The 17,396-nt window shown below is 59.2% G+C and carries 13 protein-coding genes; 5 read left to right on the top strand and 8 right to left on the bottom strand.

The features are described 5' to 3' along the window. Positions 1 to 10: 10 nt before the first annotated feature. The 7 genes from trbB to NKJ06_RS03055 form a co-directional block, all read right to left on the bottom strand. A complete protein-coding gene (gene trbB / locus NKJ06_RS03085) occupies positions 11 to 979 on the bottom strand; it encodes a P-type conjugative transfer ATPase TrbB (RefSeq protein ID WP_352609757.1) in 969 nt (322 codons plus the stop codon). Then, the gene (locus NKJ06_RS03080; protein WP_023711820.1) at positions 976 to 1,389 is read right to left on the bottom strand and encodes a hypothetical protein; all 414 of its coding nucleotides are present in this window, start codon (positions 1,387 to 1,389) and stop codon (positions 976 to 978) included. The genes trbB and NKJ06_RS03080 overlap by 4 nt, the downstream gene beginning before the upstream one ends. A 119-nt stretch (positions 1,390 to 1,508) precedes the next feature. After that, on the bottom strand, positions 1,509 to 3,539 hold the full coding sequence (locus tag NKJ06_RS03075; RefSeq protein WP_352809051.1) for a conjugal transfer protein TraG: 2,031 nt from the start codon (positions 3,537 to 3,539) through the stop codon (positions 1,509 to 1,511). A 223-nt stretch (positions 3,540 to 3,762) separates the two neighbouring features. Then, the gene (thcA, locus tag NKJ06_RS03070; RefSeq protein WP_352809048.1) at positions 3,763 to 4,413 is read right to left on the bottom strand and encodes a Thoeris type III anti-phage system protein ThcA; all 651 of its coding nucleotides are present in this window, start codon (positions 4,411 to 4,413) and stop codon (positions 3,763 to 3,765) included. Then, positions 4,413 to 5,573, bottom strand: coding sequence for a Thoeris type III anti-phage system protein ThcB4 (thcB4, locus tag NKJ06_RS03065; protein ID WP_352809046.1), 1,161 nt, complete (start codon positions 5,571 to 5,573; stop codon positions 4,413 to 4,415). The genes thcA and thcB4 overlap by 1 nt, the downstream gene beginning before the upstream one ends. Next, positions 5,570 to 6,169: a TIR domain-containing protein gene (locus NKJ06_RS03060; protein WP_352809043.1), complete on the bottom strand. Its 600-nt coding sequence runs from the start codon at positions 6,167 to 6,169 to the stop codon at positions 5,570 to 5,572. The genes thcB4 and NKJ06_RS03060 overlap by 4 nt, the downstream gene beginning before the upstream one ends. Positions 6,170 to 6,184: 15 nt before the next feature. Further along, the gene (locus NKJ06_RS03055; RefSeq protein ID WP_352809040.1) at positions 6,185 to 6,694 is read right to left on the bottom strand and encodes a toll/interleukin-1 receptor domain-containing protein; all 510 of its coding nucleotides are present in this window, start codon (positions 6,692 to 6,694) and stop codon (positions 6,185 to 6,187) included. Between the two features lie 431 nt (positions 6,695 to 7,125). Between NKJ06_RS03055 and NKJ06_RS03050 the strand changes: the two genes are divergently transcribed. Next, positions 7,126 to 8,071 (top strand): IS630 family transposase gene (locus NKJ06_RS03050; RefSeq protein ID WP_352809037.1). Its coding sequence is split into 2 segments (ribosomal slippage): positions 7,126 to 7,469 and positions 7,468 to 8,071, totalling 948 coding nucleotides; the frame shifts between segments, so codons are not numbered across the junction. A 535-nt stretch (positions 8,072 to 8,606) separates the two neighbouring features. Here the strand turns inward: NKJ06_RS03050 and NKJ06_RS03045 are convergent. Next, positions 8,607 to 9,098 (bottom strand): TIR domain-containing protein, encoded by a 492-nt coding sequence (locus tag NKJ06_RS03045; protein ID WP_352809034.1) that lies wholly within the window; start codon positions 9,096 to 9,098, stop codon positions 8,607 to 8,609. Positions 9,099 to 9,282: 184 nt separating this feature from the next. Here NKJ06_RS03045 and NKJ06_RS03040 point away from each other — a divergent pair, with 184 nt between their 5' ends. The 4 genes from NKJ06_RS03040 (at position 9,283) to NKJ06_RS03025 (ending at position 17,289) form a co-directional block, all read left to right on the top strand. After that, the gene (locus NKJ06_RS03040; protein WP_352809032.1) at positions 9,283 to 10,041 is read left to right on the top strand and encodes a TIR domain-containing protein; all 759 of its coding nucleotides are present in this window, start codon (positions 9,283 to 9,285) and stop codon (positions 10,039 to 10,041) included. A 2-nt stretch (positions 10,042 to 10,043) separates the two neighbouring features. After that, complete coding sequence (locus NKJ06_RS03035; RefSeq protein ID WP_352809031.1) at positions 10,044 to 11,933, top strand: KGGVGR-motif variant AAA ATPase; 1,890 nt, start codon at positions 10,044 to 10,046, stop codon at positions 11,931 to 11,933. An 874-nt stretch (positions 11,934 to 12,807) separates the two neighbouring features. After that, the gene (locus tag NKJ06_RS03030; RefSeq protein WP_352809028.1) at positions 12,808 to 14,121 is read left to right on the top strand and encodes an NACHT domain-containing protein; all 1,314 of its coding nucleotides are present in this window, start codon (positions 12,808 to 12,810) and stop codon (positions 14,119 to 14,121) included. A 15-nt stretch (positions 14,122 to 14,136) separates the two neighbouring features. Beyond that, complete coding sequence (locus tag NKJ06_RS03025) at positions 14,137 to 17,289, top strand: NACHT domain-containing protein (RefSeq protein WP_352809025.1); 3,153 nt, start codon at positions 14,137 to 14,139, stop codon at positions 17,287 to 17,289. Positions 17,290 to 17,396 lie beyond the last annotated feature (107 nt).

The following is a 17,396-nucleotide window of genomic DNA, read 5'->3' as shown; positions in this document are numbered from 1 at the left end:
AGATGACCTTTCAAAGCTGCTGGAGTTGCGGAAGAGTGAGCTGGCCAACGGCGTAGTCGCCACTGCCGTCGAGGCCTGTGACCTCGGCAATCGCGTCTATGCGGCGCGACGATCCGCGTCCGGCGATGAAGACAATCAGGTTGACAGCATCGGCGATCAGCCGGCGGGGAACGGTGACGACCGCTTCCTGGGCGAGCTGCTCGATCCGGTAGAGGGCCGAGCGCGCCGAACTGGCGTGGACCGTGGTGATGCCGCCGGGGTGACCGGTGTTCCACGCCTTCAGCATGTCGAGCGCTTCCGCGCCTCTGACTTCGCCGACGATGATGCGGTCGGGCCTCAGCCGTAGGGTCGAGCGTACGAGATCGGCAAGTGTGACGGAGCCCCGCCTCGTCCTCAGCGCAACACAGTCCTTGGCCGCGCATTGCAGCTCGCGGGTGTCCTCAATGAGGATCACCCGCTCATCGCATTCGGCGACTTCTGCCAGAAGAGCATTGGCAAGGGTCGTTTTGCCCGATGATGTGCCGCCGGCGACCAGGATGTTGCGCCGCTCGCGTACCGCCTTCCTCAGGGCATCAGCCTGCAGCGGGAGCATGATGCGATCGGCGACATAGTTGGCCAGCGTGTAGAGTTTAGCTGCCGGCTTGCGGATCGCAAAGCATGGCGCCAAGACGATTGGCGGCAACAGGCCCTCGAAACGCTCGCCTGAGGGTAGTTCGGCACTGACGATTGGGTTGTCCGCATGCGCCTCGGCGCGCACGTGAGAGGCAACGAGGCGGACGATGCGTTCGGCCTCGGAAGGATGCATATGCACGCCGGTATCGACCCGGCCTTCTCCCAACCGGTCGAGCCGCAGCGCGCCGTCGGGGTTGACCATCACCTCGATGACGGTCGGATCGGCAAGGGCCTCGGTGATCGCGTGGCCCATGGCTGTGCGCAGCATGGCGCGGCGGCGGTGGTCGGCTGCGGGATGAGAGCTCATCCTTCGCCTCCATTGCCATTGCCGTTGCCAAGCGAGCGCTTCCCGGAGGCGATCTGGCGACCGACCTGCTCGACGAATTTGTCAAAGCGCTCTTGGGCAATCGCCTGTGTCGCCCGATCCGGGACCGGCGTGTGGGAATGAAGCGTAATCGAAAAGCGTATGAAGAGTGCGAGGCTCTCCAGGATCACCTCGACATCGGTTCGGATATGGTCGAGGTCGCGGGAAAGACGGTCGAGACGCCTGCCATAACGATTGTCGAGTTCGTTCTCGCCACGCCGCTCGATGAAGGCCTCGACCGCTTTCGCAACGATCGCCGATTTTGTGGTCGACGGGTTGCGGCTGAGCGTTTCCAGCTTCTCGCTTAACGCGGGTTCGAGCAGAAACTGGTGGCGAATGCGATGGGGCTTCATGGGGCTCGTTCCGACTGGCCGGCGCGGCTGCGCCGGCGGCGGGAACGAACATCGCCGATATCTGAAAAATCGCTTATGGGCGTTATCTACGCTGAGATACGCCTGAGCTGCGAAAGCGCTTAGAAGCCGGGGATGATGTCCTTTTCGTCGCCCCTTCCCTCGTTGATACCGTAGGCGCTGGCTGCGGTGGAAACCCGGTCCATGACGCGCTTGTCTGCGAGTGCCTCGGCGTCATCGTCCGCCAGATTGAAGAGGTCGTCTTGATCAGGCTCCTGAGAGACGACGACGTGGTCTTCAGGCAGGCCGGGATGACGCTGCTGTTGCACGCCGCCGTCTTCTTCGATTGCCGCGCCGGCGTTTTCGTCATCTGCAGCGAGACGGCGGTCAACACTGCGGACTAGTCCGCTCCAATCGTCGGGGCGCGACGCAGGACAGTCCGCGTACAGACCGTCGCGCAACACCGGCGCCGGCAGCACCCGTTCGGTGAAATTCTGGTCCTCGTAGTAGCGGAGCTTGTTCGCACGGATCGGCGGCAATCCTGATATCAGCACCAGCTCGTCCGAAGGCGGCAATTGCATCACCTCGCCTGGTGTCAACAGCGGTCGCGCAGTTTCCTGGCGGCTCACCATGACGTGCGAAAGCCAGGGTGCCAGCCGATGGCCGGCATAGTTACGCATGGTTCTGAGTTCCGTCGCTGTACCGAGCGCGTCCGAGATGCGTTTGGCCGTGCGCTCGTCATTGGAAGAAAAGGAAATCCGCACATGGCAATTGTCGAGAATGGCGTTGTTCTCGCCATAGGCCTTGGAGATCTGGTTCAAGGATTGAGCGATCAGATAGGCGCGGATGCAGTAGCCTGCCATGAAGGCAAGCGCGGTCTCGAAGAAATCGAGGCGTCCGAGCGCCGGGAATTCGTCGAGCATCATGAGGAGTTGATGCCTGCGGCTCTTCTTCGGGTCACCCTCCAGGCGCTCAGTCAGCCTGCGGCCGATTTGATTGAGCACCAGTCTCACCAGCGGCTTGGTGCGCGAGATGTCCGACGGCGGCACGACCAGATAGAGCGACATCGGCCGCTCGGCATCCATCAGGTCCGCAATGCGCCAGTCGCAGGTCGATGTTGCCGCGGCCACTGTCGGATCACGATAGAGCCCGAGAAACGACATCGCGGTCGAGAGCACGCCAGAACGCTCATTTTCCGACTTGTTCAGCACCTCGCGCGCTGCGGAGGCCACGACCGGATGGACCTGGGGCTTGTCCGCCGTGCCGAGGTGATTGGTCGTCATCATCCGCTGCAGCGTCGCGACAAAGGAGCGTTGCGGATCCGACAGGAAGGTGGCGACGCGGGCGAGCGTCTTTTCCTCTTCGGCATAGAGCACGTGCAAGATGGCGCCGACCAAGAGTGAGTGACTGGTCTTCTCCCAATGATTGCGCCGCTCGAGCGCACCTTCCGGATCCACCAAGACATCAGCGATGTTCTGGACATCGCGGACCTCGTTCACGTCTTTGCGCACCTCAAGTAGCGGGTTGTAGCGTGCTGACCTCGGATCGGTCGGATTGAACAAAAAACAGTACGAGAACTTCGACCGCCAGCCGGCGGTCAGCTGCCAGTTCTCGCCTTTGATGTCGTGAATGACGGCCGAGCCGGTCCAGGAAAGAAGCGTCGGAACAACCAGTCCAACACCCTTGCCCGAGCGCGTGGGAGCAAAGGCCATTACGTGCTCCGGCCCGTCATGGCGAAGATAGCGGTCCTTCAGCTTGCCAAGGAAAACACCGGCTGGTCGAAACAGCCCTGCCTTCTCGATCTCCCAAGACACGGCCCATCGCGACGAGCCATAAGTGGTGACTAGGCCGCGCTGCCGCGCACGCCAGAGGGAGCCAGCGATGGCGGCCGCGCAGCCCATGAAGCCTGTGGTGGCCGCAAGCATCCCGGCCGTGTCGAAGACCTCGGGCGCGTATGCGTCGAAATGGAACCACCACTCGAACAGTTGCCACGGCTTGTAGATCGGCCATCCGGCTGCGACAAACCATGGGAGCCCGAGTTGCGGCTGATAATCTAAAGTTTGGGCGCACCATTGAGTCGCTGTCCATACGCCGAGAATGACGATGGCGAACACAATGACTATCTGACCGACAAGGAGCTTCGTCGGTGTCATGGGCGCAGCCTCCGAGTTTTGTTAAACGGAAGCAGGATGGCGTGACGTTTCAGAATATTGAAGATACCCAATATACGCGCCCGTGCGATGCAGTGAACGTAGCAGCTTGGAAGATTGGGGGCGCCAAGAAATGTCATCGCGAAGGCACGAGCGAATGACTTGTATTGGCCGAGAGCGGTGTGGCAGCTTTTCGATCATGGTTGGCGTAAGCGGCCATTCACATCTAGTTCGTAGGTCGCCAGAACCGCTCCTCGACGACCGCCGGTTGATCTCCAGGAACTCTGAAGCGCTCCTCTCTCACGGAAATGTCGAGGTGCTCGTGGAACAGCGCGACGTAATCGCGTTGGTCCTGGAAGTCAGACGGCACCTTGCCTAGCCTGGCGGCTACGTCGAGGGATGCTCCTCCGGTAGAGGTCACCGGGATGACTTTCGCATGCGGCTGAAGTTGCCTGAACATCTCGTATTCCGCGACGATTCCGCCCATGCCACCGATGAAGACCGCCGCGCTGAACTCGTGCTCCTCGAACATGCGTTGCCGCATGAGCCTCAAACTCGCCTCACGATCATCATTGAGCCTCTCCGTGAAAACGACATTCCGGAAGCGCTTGTTGTCTTCAGGGAACTCGTCCTTGAAAAACTCGGACTGATAAAGCGTCACCCACTCCGCGTAGTTGATGCTCATCCCCTCGGACATGACAAAGATCATTGGAGTAATCGCCGGATGGCCGCCCCAGATAAGGCGCCTGCGCCCCAGCGCCACGTATGCGAGAGCGGACACCGCGGCGGTTATGGCAACGGTATCTGCTGTCGCCGCGAATTCTGGGCCACGCCGCGGATCGGGAACCCCCGCCGATAAGAAGATCGCGTCAGCCATTAGTCGTCCATACCTGCCAAGGCCCATCCTGCCTCGGACACCCGTATCGTCTTCACTGCCTTAATCTGGTCGTCCAACCACGCGAGATGCGCAATCCAACTATCGCGAATTCCGATGTGATCGTAAACAAGTACGGGCACCCCACCCTGTTCGGCCTTCTTTGCCTTCGTGGCGACGTCGTTCAAGGTCTCGGCCGATGGGATACCAACGATCGGATAAGCCCAGATAAGGCGATCGTTCAGCAGCCGCACAGCAATTGCCCGGTGGGCGCCCACAGCTTCGACCGCGCCGCCGATTTTCTCGACGTCCGCCCTGAGCTTGCCTGTGATAGACATGTACCGCGCGGCGATGCTCATGCTTCGGAGTCGCTCCACGCGGAGCACGATCGAATCTGCCGTTGTATCTACGATCGGTCCATCAGGACCGAGGAGTTCTTCAGGATCGAGATATACCGTCTCAGCCATATCCATCAGACGACTCGGCGTATGTTCCGGCCAGATCACACGAATAACTTGGATCTCCTTGGCCCGAGCACGACCAATCTCCTGCCGCGTCCATCGGCTCGCGAAGTAGCTGGGAGTATCAAGCATAACGACAACGTCGGAGTCGACCAGCCGATGCCACAGCACATCCTGAAAAGGTTCACCAGGACGTATATCATGCGTGTCGAGGAAGACGTCGAACCCTCGAGAGTTGAGGAGGTCATGAAGCTGCAACGCCGCAGCTCGGGACTCCGTTCGTCTGTAGCTGACAAATACCCGGCGCTGCGCGCGCAGAAGGCCGACGCATTCCAAGGCAGCTCCTGAAAGCTCCGTCAGAGCCGGATCGTCGGACCGGCGCCTTAGCCCGTTCGCGAACTGCAGCGAGGGCGGGATTGTGGCACCAAAATCGCCCAAGTGATCGACCGTAGGGATGATCGGTAAGCTTGCGTCTTTGAGTTCGTTTGCAACATCGACATCGAACTCTTTGGCACCGCCGAAATAAACGGCCGCAAAAGCGTTCCGCGAATCTCGCTTCCGAACGGATTGGCCGTCGTGAAGCAGAACTTCCGTCCCGACCGATAAGCCAAAATCGGCGATCATTTCTCCTATCGTGGCCGCGAGCACGATGCGTTCTTTCTCGGTCGGCGATCCAAGTATTGCTAGCTCGTAGAAACTCATCGACCTGCGAGCCCCGCTGCGGTTTCAATCCATCCGCCTATGTTCTGATGTCCGCGCTGCTGCGTGTAGTCATAGGCCATACAGTGAATCGAGATCTGGACGACGCCGTCCGTCTTGGGAGCAGCGAACCACAAGTCACTCTCTGGGATGGCACGTCTATAGTCGGAATAAGACACCCACTTTCCGCCTTTCCACTCGGCGAGATAGATGGAACCACCGCTCCGGTAGACACCCATCTGCGCGAGTGGATCGTACCCCTTGGTAGATGTGTATCCGCTCCTGTCCTTGACGCCATGGATGTAGACCGTCAGCAAGCCGTTGCCCTTGATGATGCTGCGTGCGATCTCATAGCGCACCCAGCGCCTCCGCCAAGTCTCCGCTCCAGTTAGGACGCAAGTCACCGATGTATTCTCGAGTCCCCTACGGAGAAAGGCCTTAAGCGTGTCGTCATTTTCGCGTTTGGAGGCCTCGAACACGCTTTTATCGAAAAATCCGACGTCGACATGGTCAGGCTTCGCCACCCATGAATTGCGAACATTCCACGCACGCCAGACGTCGGATAAATAGTGGTAGGAAAAGAACGTTCTACGCGACACTGGCTATTTTCCTACTCAGAGCGTCTGATTGCCGTAAAGGTGGATCCCCTTCCCCGCCGCGTCGAAGCTCCCAATCCCGCCAGTCGAGGCTTCATCGAGATGTCGGTAGAGCTCCAGATACTCATTGCCGTGCGTAACGCCGCGACCGTCGCGTGTGGGAATGACAAGGATGCGATTCAGACTTTTGACCCCGTCCGCATACCCGATCTCCCACGGACACCAACGGCTTCCCATGGAATTCTGGGTCGCGAGGAAGAAGAACATCTCCAGGTCGCGGATCTTCGCCTGGATTTTTTCCGCTGTTCGGCGATCCGGTCGCTCCGGCATCGTCCCGTCTTCCCAGTCGATGTAGACCTCCCATCCATTTCTGTGGAGGAAGCCCTGCAATCCTTTGGCGAGTTCGGCGTCAAGGTGGCTGTGACACAAAAACGCCGTACGTTTGTTTTGCGCCCGCCCTTCGCTCGCTGATTTCCTTACCGTCGAGTAGCTCGCCGAGTTACGAATGTCGTTTTGGTCAATGGCCATGTAATTCCCTCGCTCGAGCGCGGATTCTTGTCTGATTCGGAAGCCTCAGGCGAGTTCCCTGCCTCGATCTTAAAGTGAAATTATTCCCTGCGACCCCAAAAGCAAATCAAGTAAAACAGTCAGAATCACAGTGTTATTCAATGCAGAATCAGGTTTGAATTCATGAAGATTTTTTGGCTAAATATCTCTGCGCTTATTTTTGGGATCTGACACAATCGACTGTGCAATTTGCATCGAATAGCACGATTGAGCAAAAATCGGCTTGGCTGAGAGCCGTTCAACAGCCTGTTACGGAGGGGCTCTAATTCCAAGCCGCGAACGTATGCCTCGAGACAAGCTAGAGCATAATCTGACCTGATGGAATCGCGAGGGATTCCCATCGGGGAGAATATCTGATTCATCATGTCGGCTGGGTATGGAGGCCAGCAGGCATGGTTAGAGCCATATCGGAGGATTTGCGTTCGCGAGTGATCGCAGCGGTTGAGAGTGGCCCGTCGCGGCGGGCTGCGGCGGATCGTTTCGGTGTTGCCGCGGCAAGCGCGGTCCGCTGGGTCCGCGAATGGCGAGAGAGCGGCGCGACGCGGGCAAAGCCCCAAGGCGGAGACAAGCGCTCCCAGCGGATCGAAGCCTACCGGGATACGATCCTAGCGGTGATCGAAGGTCAGGACGACATCACACTGGTCGAGTTGGCTGAATTTCTCAGGGCGGAGCATGCGGTCGTGTTCGCGCCGAGCACGATCTGGCGCTTTCTCGACCGTCACTCGATGACCTTCAAAAAAAACAGCGCACGCCAGCGAGCAGGATCGGCCCGACGTGCTCGCGCGGCGACGCGCCTGGTTCAAGGCCCAGCCTGATCTCGATCCCGAACGGTTGGTCTTTATCGACGAGACCGGCGCATCGACGAAGATGGCTCGCCTGCGTGGACGGGCAAAGCGGGGCATGCGGTGCCGATCTCCGATCCCGCACGGGCACTGGAAAACGACTACTTTTACAGGCGCATTGCGCCTGACGGGCATGACTGCGCCGATGGTCCTCGACGGACCGATGACGGGTGAATGGTTCGCCGCTTATGCCGAGCATGTATTGGCGCCTACGCTTCGAGTTGGTGACATCGTCATCCTCGACAACCTGCGCGCTCACAAAGTCGCCGCCGCCCGCCAAGCGATCGAAGCGGCCGGCGCGCGAATGCTCTTCCCGCCTTACAGCCCCGACTTTAACCCGATCGAGAATGCCTTCTCCAAGCTGAAGTCGATCCTCAGGAAAGCCGCCGCACGCAACATCCCCGAGCTTTGGGACGCAATCCGCGACGCCTTGCCACGCTTCACCGCCGAGGAGTGCTCAAACTACTTCTGCGCCGCAGGATACGAGCCTGAGTGATCAGATTCTGCTCTAGCCGATTGTTAAAGGTCCGGGATTGGGCCATTGCTGCCTGGCAGCCCTGGGGCCGAAACTGGGCTGTCGGTTGTTGGCGGCAGTCACGCAGATAGCTGCCGTTCTACAGCCGACCCATTTTTAGCCGTTCGGCTCCCGAGTCCAAAGTCCTTGCGGCCACTCGTGGTGAGCAGGCGTGACACGCTGCCGTGCATTCTGCATGTATCCCAAGAAATTCTACGTTTTGTGCTCGCTCTGGCACCAAGCTTCACGTGAAAAACCGCTTCTTAAACGCACCTCGCACATGGTGTGCGCCACGTGGAAACCAAGCGCTGGCAGAACTGGGCATCGTGCAATACGCCTTCCGCTTGGACAGTGCCAGAGCGATCTTCTTCCGGCTAGAAGGCATAACCCAAACACCCAGGTGTTGCCCGTTCCAACAACCGGAACAGGTGCAGCGATCGAGTAAATTGAGGGCGACTACCCGCCGCATTTGGCGAACGAAATCTCGTTCGCCAGCCTTTCCGTCACAGCCTGCTACCTAAGCCCTTAGACGAATAGCTTCCTCTACCCAGGATTCAATGTTGTTTTTGATCGTATCATACACACCCTTACTGTCTATCCCGCCTGGATCGTAGGTTTTGGCCCAATTGGTCAAGGGCTTTTCGTCGGCACCGACCGTAAATGTGCTGAATGGATTGGCGCCTTTTGCACTTGCATCGCCATTTCTATCCAGCAGACGATGAACGTGGATGCCCACTAGCGCCTTGCCATTATCGAACGCATACTTAATTTCGTGCCTTACCCACTTCCGCGACGCTGTGTTGGCGCCGATGAGGACAATGACGGTGCTCCGACCGACCATGTTCCCGGCTATCCAATCCGCCACGGCCTTGTCGCCCTTGCGCTTGATTTCCTCAAACTCATTGGCGGACACCAGCGCCTGCCCCTCAATTGCGCCGATGTTCTTGACCGTGCTAACCCGCCAATTGTCTTCGTCGTAGTAGAAACTGTAGAAGCATTTCCTTGCCATGAATTCACCCTCGCAAATCAAAGAGTAAGCCAGAAATCTGCCGATACGACAACCGAAATCATTTCGTCCGGAACATTTTAACCGATGGTTGTTATTGCACGTTGCGATGGCTCCGGCGCGCGCTCTGGCTGATCAAAGGCCTGCCTTCAAGCCCTGATAAGCAAATCCCGACAGGCAGGGAGCCATGGCTGGCGGACCGGGTCACAAGTCAATTTGCAAGTCCCTGGAGCGAAGTCCGTGCCCCTGGATGGCTAACACGCGGATGTCCACAAGCCTGCTTGGCGAGTTGTCGGCTTGCTCATGGCTTCGGTCGGCTGATAAGTTGAGTCGCCCGAAGGTGCTATATAGGGAGCGCGCTGACTTGGCTTACGAGTGGGACGTCTTCATCAGCTATCCCCGCCACGGTCAGGTTGGAACATGGGTTAGCAATCACTTCGCTCCTGTACTGCGGGAATGCTTAGACTCAGTGCTCCCTCAGCAACCACGGGTGTTCATCGACAACGGAATTGAGACCGGCGTCATCTGGTCCGACGTGCTAAAGCAGGCCTTGCTCCGCAGCCGTCTGCTGGTTGCCATCTGGACCCCGCCGTTTTTCCGCTCACACTGGTGCATGTCCGAATGGGAAAGCATGCTTGCGCGCGAGGCCTTTCTAGCCGGCGGGCGGCCACCGCGCGGACTTGTCTACCCCGTGGTTTACTCCGATGGGAATCACTTCGCGCAGAAGGCAAAGCAGACCCAGTTCAGGCGCGACCTGACAGCGTTCACCTACCCCTATCCCGGCTTTAGAGACTCGGCCGCCTACCTCGCTTTTCACGACGCGATGATGGCCATTGCGGCGGATATCGAGACGCATCTCCAGACGGTCCCGCCTTGGCAGGCGGATTGGCCAATAGTAGAGCCCCCGGTTGAGGCATCACCCCCCGTTGCGTTACTGGAGCTTTGACCTTGGCTGGTAGCGTCGTAACGTTCTACTCATATAAGGGCGGCGTCGGCAGATCTTTCGCCCTCGCTAATGTCGGCGTGCTGCTGTCCCGGTGGGGCTTCCGGGTTCTCTGTATTGACTTCGACCTTGAGGCACCAGGCCTCTCGCACTTCTTCGGCTCTGTGGCACAGGACGACCAGACGCGCGACTGGCTTGGCGAGGGGCCCGGTCTGGTTGAGCTCGTTGCCCGCTACAGAAGACACCCCGGGGCACCGCTTGCTTGGCGTGACCACGTCCACCGCTTAAGCTCCCCGTCGCTTGGGGGAATCTCGCTGATGAAAGCGGGCCAAGCCGATCGGACATATTCCCAGCGCCTGCGCCGTCTGAATTGGAAGAGCCTTTACCGCTCGGGTCTCGGGGGCGCGTTGGAGCGGATGTTCGGCGAGTTGCGGGATGAGTTCGACTACGTCCTGATTGACGCTCGCACGGGCGTCACAGACTTTTCTGGCATTATTGCTGCGCAACTCCCCGACGTGCTCGCATTTCTGTTCACCGCAAATGAGCAGAGCCTCGAGGGCTCGATCGAGGTCGCACGGCGTGCGGCCAAAGCCCGCAACGGTCTCGCCCTGGACCGTTCGCGGCTCCTGCTCCTTCCGATACCTGCGCGCTTCGAAACCCAGTTCGAGCATCGGATCTCGATGGCGTGGCGGGACCGGTTTGCGACCGAGCTTGCTGAGTTCTATCGGGGTTGGGCCGGACCCACGGACTCGACCGCTCGGCTTATCCAAGCCACCACCATCCCTTACGTGCCGTATTGGACCTTTGGGGAACGGCTGTCCGTCGTCGAGGACGAGACCGCGGACCCCCTCGGCATCAACTACAGCCTTGAGACCCTTGCCGCGTTGTTCGCTCACAGGCTGGGCCAGACGAGCCTTATGCTGGAGAGCCGCGACGATTACGTAGCCGCAGCGAGGCGCATCGCTGCCGGCAGTAGGCGTTCTAGGTCAGACGTGTTCCTGAGCTACGACCATGTTAACACGTTCGCGGCCGAAGAAATGCGGGAGGCGCTTTCGAAGCGGGGGCTTTCGGTCTTCATGGACCGTTATGAGCTTCAAGCCGGAGAGCCGTCTGAGGCGGCGCTGCGATCCGCCATTGAGGCGTCGGACCACATGCTAGTATTGGTAGGGGACGGCACGCGCGAGCGTCGTTGGCAGGAATTCGAGATTCGCGCTTTCCAACGGCAAGCCGCGACCGACGGGCACTCTAGATTCATCGTGCCGGTCTTGCTGGATGGCACGCCCACCTCGGCAATACCCGACCTTCTGCGCCACATGCAGTATGTCGCCGTTAGCCTCGACTTCGATTCCGCTGCGAGAAAAATCGTAAAGATGCTTAGGCCAGCGCAACTGGAGCCTGGGCCCCGTCCCGGTCGGAAGTGCTACATCAGCTTCGACGCCGTGCATGACATGTGGCGGGTTCAGCAGATCCGAAACATGGGTCGAATAGAAACGCAGCCGATACTGGATCGGGAGGCCTGGGACAAGGTTCTCAGGCGTGGCGACAAGGCCATCACTGCCTGGGTTGACGACAACATGCGTGGGAAAGAGTGTCTGATCGTGTTGGTCGGTGCCCAGACCGCTGACCGAAAGTGGGTGAGGTACGAGATAGAAAGGGCATGGCGCAACGGCCTCGGCATCCTCGCGATCGACGTTCACAATCTCAAGGACCGGGACGGGCGGTCCTCAGAAAAGGGGGCGAGCCCCTTCGATGCGCTTTTGATTGAAGGCACTGCCATGGACGCCCAGACCTATGACCCCCCGTTTACCGACAGCGTAGCCGTTTATGAATACATCCGGGATAATCTCAGGCACTGGATATCTCATGCCGTGGACGCGCGACGACACCGAAGTTGACGCGCAAGGACGCAACGTTGAGAAAGGTGGCCAGTTCAACTTTCCTTTTCCATCACAGCAAGAAATAGGAATTGGTTGCGGACGCGACCCGGGGCGATTGAGAGCAAAGATTTTTTCGATAAGAACGATCTGAAATTCCTCATGAGAGTGAGGCGACGACAGCTCCTTTCCCGCGATCCGCCTCGGCAATTCGGCTTAGCCCATGCCGAAGAGCGCAGTAGGCCAGTCGAAACAATTGACTGGGTATACAATCTGCGCGCCGCGCATCCGATATCGCGCGCTAATACAAGGCAGCAGCAGCTAATATGATCGACATTACGAGCTTTGAACGTCCGACCTTAAGACGCGTTGGCTGACGTTCGTGGACAGGGCCCGCGAACATCCGCTTCTGGGAGAAAGCAAGTTTTGTCTGAACGTCTCAGATTGGGCGCGTTCCCGCCTGGCAGCTTTGGGGCCGACTGCCGACGGTCCGCTATCGAAAGAAGCCAGCGAATAGCTGCCGTTTGGCCACTCAAGTGCGTCGCCCACGACGCGGAGCTGACTTATTGGTGGCCGAAAGCGTTTTGGTCCCTTGGCCGGCTAACCCGAATGCAACAACCTCTTGGAATAGCCCGTCGAGGCGACCATCACAGTTGTTGTAGCCGTGGCAGCTCTGCGGGACTGCACGTCGTTGAAGATCGAAAAGCAATCCAAGTATGCCACTGAAACCCCTTGAAGGATCACCACGCGAGGTAACCCCATTCCTTGTGAACTGCTCTCAGAGGTCGGCCGCTGAGCAACCTTCCCTCCCCGCGCCTATGCAGGCGCCTTATTATACCGAGCATTTCGCGGCGACCGCTTTTTCCAGTATCCTCGTCACATGCCCCACACGCCTATGACGCCCGAGACCGCTTCGCCGATAGACGGCATCAGGCCTGCCGCCGCAGCACGCCGGCGCGACGACTTCAAGCCCATCGTCAAGATCCAGCTCGCCCAGCGTGTCGGCTACCTGTGTTCCAACCCAAAGTGCCAGCGGCTGACCGTCGGGCCACGCAAAGGCGAAGAAGGTGCGAACAACATAGGCGTGGCCGCCCACATCAAAGCCGCGTCACCCGGAGGGCCCCGCTACGATTCCAGTCAGAACCCGACCGAACGCGCGAGTGCGGATAACGGAATCTGGCTCTGCGCCGACCATGCCCACCTCATTGACCACAACGCCAAGGAGTTCACGGTCGAGAAACTGGAGAAGTGGAAGCAGGAGGCCGAAGAGCGCGCGTTCCAGCAACTTGCCAGTGGCAAGGGTCCAGCGATCATCGCCCAACTCTCGGACGAACTTATCCAGCAGTTGGCGCCATACATTTCACGGCTCGGTCTGCCGCACGATGCCGATCTTGCGACTGTAAAGGCGCAGGTACGCGCGGCGTCGCTGGCGGATATTGAAACCTATGAGCGGCGACGGAGCTGGCCAAGGCATTCCGTGGAACTTGAACTCGGGGTGGAGGACGTCGAGGATGTTCAAGACGTCCGCAACCTAGACCAAGGCCACTTCGCTCAGGTTCTCGCTACGGCGCAGCATATCGTCCTGCTGTCGGCCCCCGGCACCGGCAAGACCACGACCCTCATCCAGATCGCCCGCAAGATGATCGAGGCAGGTCCCGTGCCAGTGTTCGTGCCTCTTGGCGCATGGGCCGAATCCGGTAGAGACCTCTTTGACTGGGCATCCCGACGGAGAGTTTACGAGGCGCTCTCCAGTGCGCACCTCAAGTTCTTGGCAGACCATGGCGAGCTCGCCCTGATCCTGGACGGCTGGAACGAAGTCCCCGACACAGCACGCCGCCGTCTCATCAAGGAGATAGAAGAACTTGAAACACTGTTCCCGCTGCTGAACGTGGTTATGAGCAGTCGCCGGACCGCCGTGGACGTCCCGCTTGCAGGGCGCCGTATCTCTGTCCTCCCCCTGTCGGACGAGCAGCAACGCGAAGTCGCGAAGGGCATGAGGGGGCAGGACGGCGTCAGCGTGCTCGATGCCGCTTGGCGTACCGTCGGTCTGCGCGACCTCGTAACGATACCTCTATATCTGCACGCCTTGATGGAAGCGACCACCTCGGGAAAGCTACCCGAGACGAAGGAAGAAGTAACTTCGCCGCATGGTCGAAGCCCACGAGGCCATTCCCGCCAACAAGGAGCTATTTCACCGGGAACTGCATGAGGCGGGTTTGGTGCGGTGGAAATCTGCCCGTCAGACAGGAGGTTTTCGCTTGCGCTCGATACTGCCGAACGCGCCCAGCATACCTACCTCACGACCATCGCGGCGACCGCCCAACTGTCGGGTACGCCGACAATTCACGATCGCGATGCCGTCCTCGACGTCCTTGTGGGCAGTCATTTGCTGATCAGGCATGACAGCCAGCTCTACTCGTTACAGCACCACGCGCTACAGGAGTGGTTTGCATCCCTTGACCTGGAGGCGGGGCTCGTAATGGCAGGGGATGACCTCAGCCTAGAGCATCCGCTTACGACAGTTGCGCTCAACGACCGCAGCTGGACCGAGGTGGTCCTTTTTGCATGCGAGCGAATGTCGCGGAAAGACGAGGCGGGTGCCAAGGTTGTTGCGAAGGTTGTGGATTTGTTGCTGGGTATCGACCCAATCTTCGCCGCGCATGTTGTCGCGCGATCGGGGCCGACTGTTTGGCAGATCATTGGAGACAGGGTCGTAAGGTTCGGGCGTGCCTGGCATACGCAAGGCCGGTTAGACCGCGCGGTCGGTTTCATGATCGAGACTAAAAGGCCCGAGTTTGCGGATATCGTGTGGCCTTTCGTTTCCGGCGACAACGGTCAGAAGCAGATGAGCGCGATGAGGATCGTGCGTCGCTTCAATCCGTTCGTCCTCGGAGATCGTCTCGCGCGGGACTTCGCGGGACTGCCTGATCAGGCACGCGAGACATTAGCCACCGAATTGGCGTTTCATGGCGATCGGGACGCCCTCGATGCGGTCCTCGCATTGGCGCTGAATGAACACAATCTGGAAATCCGGCTTCGCATCTTTGAAGGCCTCTCTTTCCGTGTCGCCACGCGGCAAATGGAGGAGCTTCTGCGAGCCTCTGGTGACGAGTTGGCGCAAGCAGTCGCACGAAAGAACCAATTCGACGGGGTTCGGGATCCAGAACTACTGGCTGACCTCTTGGAAAGGCGAAAAGCCCTAGTTACAGCCGATGCATCGCCAGAGGTCCGTTTGGCGAGGGCCCTCGACTCCCTTTCGGACGAAGAAGCAGCGGTGACGGTTGAGCGCGAACTGAAAGATCTCGCATTCTCGTTCAAGGACCGCGGACATCACATCACGCACGAAGCCTGGAACCGCTTTCCGCGCCACGTCGCCGTGGCGCTCAGGTGGCGAGTGGAGAATGGTCTCGACCTACCCTATCAGCCGCTGCAGTATTTGGAAGGCGCCGAGCCCACCGACGACGACCCTGTAGCCACGCTGACGTTGCAGGACGACAAGAGCGATCGAGCAAGCGTGGCGTGTTTTCTAGCCGGGGAGCGTACCGTTCGGGAATTGACCGTTCGCTACCTTGATACCAGACGCAAGTTGCGAGCGGACGGCGAGCGGACAGAGGCTGCCTACGGACCCTCCCACAAGCTTGCAGACAAGCTGGAAAGCACGCGCGCAAGCGTGCTGATCGACGTCTTGCAGGAGTTCGCAGAAGGGCTAACTTCAGATGAAATCAACGACCTCGCCGATGTTCTCAGCCGGCACGGTCGCGGAGGGGATATCGAACACTTGCAGATGCCCCCTGCCAGCAGACCAGCTGCCGTCAAACTTATAGAAGGATGGGGGCAGCAGCTCCTCGGCAAGTCAGCTTCACGGCATCACATGGCCCAACTCACGTGGGCGATGCGCCGCGTTCCTGATGCTTGTCAGGTACCCATATTGAACAGGATGGTCGAAGCAGACCTCGCGGGTCTTGCCGCGGCAAGGGCGGCGTATGCGGTCAACAGGTCCAACGAGAATGCCTTGAACGAAATGCGATGGTCTCACGTTCACGAGTACCGCATCATGCTGACAACTATCGGCAACGACGAGGCCGAAGCGGTGCTGAAGCGTTATCTTCTCGACGCGGACTTCGGTCCGGAAGCGGCTGTCGGGCTCCAAGTCATCTGGCAGCAGCGAAACGAACCAGCGCCTGACGACAAAGATCGCAAGTTCAGCCAATGGCCCGACTTCGCCCGTGCCGTCGCAAATCGGTCAAGGGACCGCACCCAGAGCTGCGACACAGCGGATCTGCTTTTCAAGGTCGCAGAGACCTGGGGTAAGGCCGGATCCATGAAAGAACTTGGACGTGCGGCGCGATTTGCCGGCTGCGCCGTGCTGCTTCCGCATGGCAACCGCACGGCATTCCTGATCGACTTCCTGCAGGCCGAGTTACCACACCGGCTGCGGCTAGAACTTGCGCAACGCATGACGGTCGGCGGTCTTGTCGTGCCCGCTGGCATCATCATGAAGGGGCTGTCGGATGCGATGGCCGAGCACGGCGATCGTAAATGGATACAGGACAATGACCTATACACATTGTTTGACTGGCTGGAACTGCTACCGGTCTCGGATCAGCCGTTCGCGTTGTTTGACGGACTCGATGCGATGGCCGCAAAATTCCAGTTCGGCGAATGGCGTATCCGGGATCTGTTGAACAGTGTGCGACATCTGGAAGAAGGTCTTCGGATGGAACTTTTGCGTGGGCTCGTATACCGCTACCCGAAGTTGACTGACCAATACGAGCTGTTTCTTGCGCTCAAGAATCCGGGGCAGGCAACGCTGGACTTCCTACTGGAAATGGCGGCCGGGAAATACGGCAATGGACCGATCGAGCGCGGTACACGCTTTGACTACCCCGACGAATTGTTTCTGACGCTCTCGCCAGAGGCGCGGGAGAACTTACCGGCGCGATATGACGCGGTAAATGATGAGCGACAGAAGGCGCTGCTCGCGGGCATCCTTCTCGCTGGAGCAGATCACGCCACCGTCCTGAAGCTTGCACAAGACAAGACCGGACGCCATGTCATCGGTCAATTTGGCTGGAATACGCGCTCCAAGATTCTGTATTTCCACCAGCCGACTGGCAACGGTTCGTCGTCTTACTCTCTCATCCCACGCGATCTGTCCGAACTCCGTAAAGGACTGTACGGTCTGACCCAGTCTTCTGATCCCGAAACGGCCAAATTCGCTGCCGACTATCTGGTGCAGATTGACGCCGAGCGTGATGAGGAAGGTGGGATTGATGCTGGTCCCCGCCATCCGGATATCTCCTCAGGTCGGCCGTGGCCCGTCGTGAAAGAGGTGGGCAACGCAGGGTTGCCAGATGCATCTCCTACTTCCGCCTAGAATGGTCTATCGGCAAGCTGAGCCGGGGCGCAGGCGCTGCAAGGGCGCCTATTTTGAATGCCAGTGGCCGTGCATCCACAGGTATGACGCTAAGGGCAATATTGGAG

It is taken from the genome of Mesorhizobium sp. M0293 (assembly GCF_040321735.1).
Lineage (GTDB): Bacteria > Pseudomonadota > Alphaproteobacteria > Rhizobiales > Rhizobiaceae > Mesorhizobium.
The sequence above is the reverse complement of the archived record's forward strand: the minus strand, read 5'-3'. Positions and strand labels throughout refer to the sequence as shown.